4 protein-coding genes are annotated in these 2,298 nt (G+C 45.4%); 1 reads left to right on the plus strand and 3 read right to left on the minus strand.

Annotated features, from left to right (window positions below; all coding sequences use genetic code 11):
• Nucleotides 1-59: 59 nt before the first annotated feature.
• On the plus strand, nucleotides 60-296 hold the full coding sequence (locus JJB97_RS17695) for a SymE family type I addiction module toxin (RefSeq protein WP_238715394.1): 237 nt from the start codon (nucleotides 60-62) through the stop codon (nucleotides 294-296).
• Nucleotides 297-337: 41 nt separating this feature from the next.
• On the opposite strand, the gene JJB97_RS17700 is transcribed toward JJB97_RS17695, so the two are convergent.
• From JJB97_RS17700 to JJB97_RS17715, 3 genes are all read right to left on the minus strand, one after another.
• Nucleotides 338-592 carry a MafI family immunity protein gene (locus tag JJB97_RS17700; RefSeq protein ID WP_238715395.1) on the minus strand — a complete coding sequence of 85 codons (255 nt, stop codon included), beginning with the start codon at nucleotides 590-592 and terminating at the stop codon, nucleotides 338-340.
• A 14-nt stretch (nucleotides 593-606) separates the two neighbouring features.
• Nucleotides 607-1,266 carry an EndoU domain-containing protein gene (locus JJB97_RS18665; protein ID WP_317981547.1) on the minus strand — a complete coding sequence of 220 codons (660 nt, stop codon included), beginning with the start codon at nucleotides 1,264-1,266 and terminating at the stop codon, nucleotides 607-609.
• Between the two features lie 369 nt (nucleotides 1,267-1,635).
• On the minus strand, nucleotides 1,636-2,298 hold a 663-nt coding region (locus JJB97_RS17715; RefSeq protein ID WP_238715396.1), incomplete at its 5' end, for a hypothetical protein.

The raw sequence follows: 2,298 nt of genomic DNA on the forward strand, positions 1-2,298 counted from the left end.
CTGAAGGTGATGCAACACCAATAACCCGCTGACCACAACCAACTAACCAGGAGTTGATTATGGCTGAGCATGATACTAAGCCAGAAGTGAGGATTTCCAAAGCGCAGCGCCGCTATAAAGTCGGCTACGTCAGTATCCAGCATATTAAGCGGGCTACCGGTATGACCACGTATTACAGCCGCTCGCCCAGCCTGCACCTCAAGGGCGACTGGCTGGAAGAGGCGGGATTTACAACCGACACGCCGGTTACCGTCGCCGTTGAACGGGGGCTACTGGTGATCCGACCCGCTGAGTGACCAGCAGATGTAAAAATCCCAGCCGGTTGGCTGGGATTTACTTAAACGACTAATTCTTTTAAATATTTGAATGGTGCTTCATTTATATCTAATTTCATGTCTTCGATAAGCTGACTTATTAATTCATACTCCCTTTGAGTTATTTTAATGTCATACTCACTTATGTGATCGCAGAGAATCTCAAAAGCAAGGGGTTCTTCATTATATTGAATGTAATCCAGGGCACCCTCAATTAGTTCCGGATCCAACCGCCCCTCAAGCAACCTACCTAATTTATTGATTTTTATATCAAACATTTAATAAATTAATCCTACTTTTTAATGGGCTTCGATGCCGGAGGCACAGGTTTATTATCAGGGAAAGCTGTAACAACTTTCCCTGTAGCCGGTTGATAAACAACACGAATACGGACACCATCTCTAACTTCATACGCTACCCATTTGGCAGGATCTCCTTTAGCAGTATACATCCCACCTGTTCCTGTCTGTGCAAACCACTTAGTGTTCGGTGAAGTGGCTATATCACCTATTTCATGTACAACCTTATCTGCTGACCACTCTTTTGGATAAAGTGTTTTGCCCGGATTACCAGGATAGAGGTGTCCTCCGCTAGTAGGGCCGTCACCATATAAAATATGCTGTTTGGCTTCAGCCGATAAAATATCAACATATTTCTGATTCGAAGCTGAAAGCCCAAGATCGCTACTCTTCGCGACGGTAAAGAAAGCTTTCGCCGCCACATACTGCATGAGCTTGGCTTCACTGGTTGGGATTCCGCTGGAGAGTATTTCGGCCGCCTTTTGTGGCGTCATCTGCTCGTTAGACAGTACAACATCTAACGGAACACCAAAGAAGTTACCCCACGCAGAGAGCAGTCCTTTAACGGCATCCTGGCCTTCCGGCATACTTCCTTGCGCATTTTTGACCAGCGCTGCCGTTATTTCATCAACTGAAGCACCGGCCTGCATCATTGCGGTACCGAGAGATGACTGAGACTGTCCGTAATCCGCCATCCCTTTTCCAAAATCTCCCGGACTCAGCGCATTATTCTCAACTACAATCCCAACCACAAAGGCTGGGATGTTTTCAACATAGATTAGAATCCCTTTACTTTAAAAAGGCGGAATAATATGATACCAGCCCCACATATCGATCCTCCAATAAATCCGAGTTTAATTCCATGCAATACATCGTTCCATGACATATCAAAATTTCCACTTAAGAACCATAGTATGGTTGACAAAAATAATCGTGTTAATAAAGCTGTGGCAATAACAATCAAGACAGTCATGATAAAAATAAGTAACATCAATATAGTTTTTCTTCGTTGTAATTGATTGTTACTTACCATCTTTTTTTACCTCTTTTATGATTTCCTGTGTTACGCCACTTCCATATTCCGAACTAAGTGATGAACCTGTATTTCCTATTATTCCCGGTAATTTACTCGGCAACATCTCTTTAGAGATTCCCAACTGTCCTTTTACTTCACTATATTTTAGCAAGTCAGGATTAAACTTAGGATCCCAGCCACCGGTTAGCCATTTACCAGCCGCATTTGTGCCCGAAGAGATTAGTTTGCCTCCCCAGTACCCGCCGGCAGAACCCAGGCCATTGGTGATTGCTCCGGTCAAAGGATTGTCACCGTTAATCTGATTGGTTAAAGCACCACCTGCTGCATTCCAGCCCACTGTACCCCAAAAGCCATTACCCATACTGACAACATTTGTCCAGCCAGCGACAACAGAGTTAACCGGATTCACCTTGCCATCTTCAGCATACTGAGCACCTGTATTCACTCCTGCTCCAAGCCCCCACATAGCCTGAGCGCCCCCCGGTAACAGGGCAACACTACCTGTAGCAAGCGCCAACCCTACGGCATCACGTTCATTCATTGCTTTCTGACATGCAGTTCCCGTTGGATTATCAGAACAGGTCGCCATATCAACACCGTGCTGGCGTAACCAGGCAGCCTGGGCATCTTCACTACCGCCGAGTAAATT

This window comes from Tenebrionibacter intestinalis (assembly GCF_016632365.1).
Taxonomy (GTDB): Bacteria; Pseudomonadota; Gammaproteobacteria; order Enterobacterales; family Enterobacteriaceae; genus Tenebrionibacter; species Tenebrionibacter intestinalis.

Excerpts from the sequence above, each read along its gene's own strand:
- JJB97_RS18665 (WP_317981547.1), bottom strand. The coding sequence starts at position 1,266 with ATGATGCAGGCCGGTGCTTCAGTTGATGAAATAACGGCAGCGCTGGTC.
- JJB97_RS17695 (WP_238715394.1), top strand. The coding sequence starts at position 60 with ATGGCTGAGCATGATACTAAGCCAGAAGTGAGGATTTCCAAAGCGCAG.
- JJB97_RS17700 (WP_238715395.1), bottom strand. The coding sequence starts at position 592 with ATGTTTGATATAAAAATCAATAAATTAGGTAGGTTGCTTGAGGGGCGG.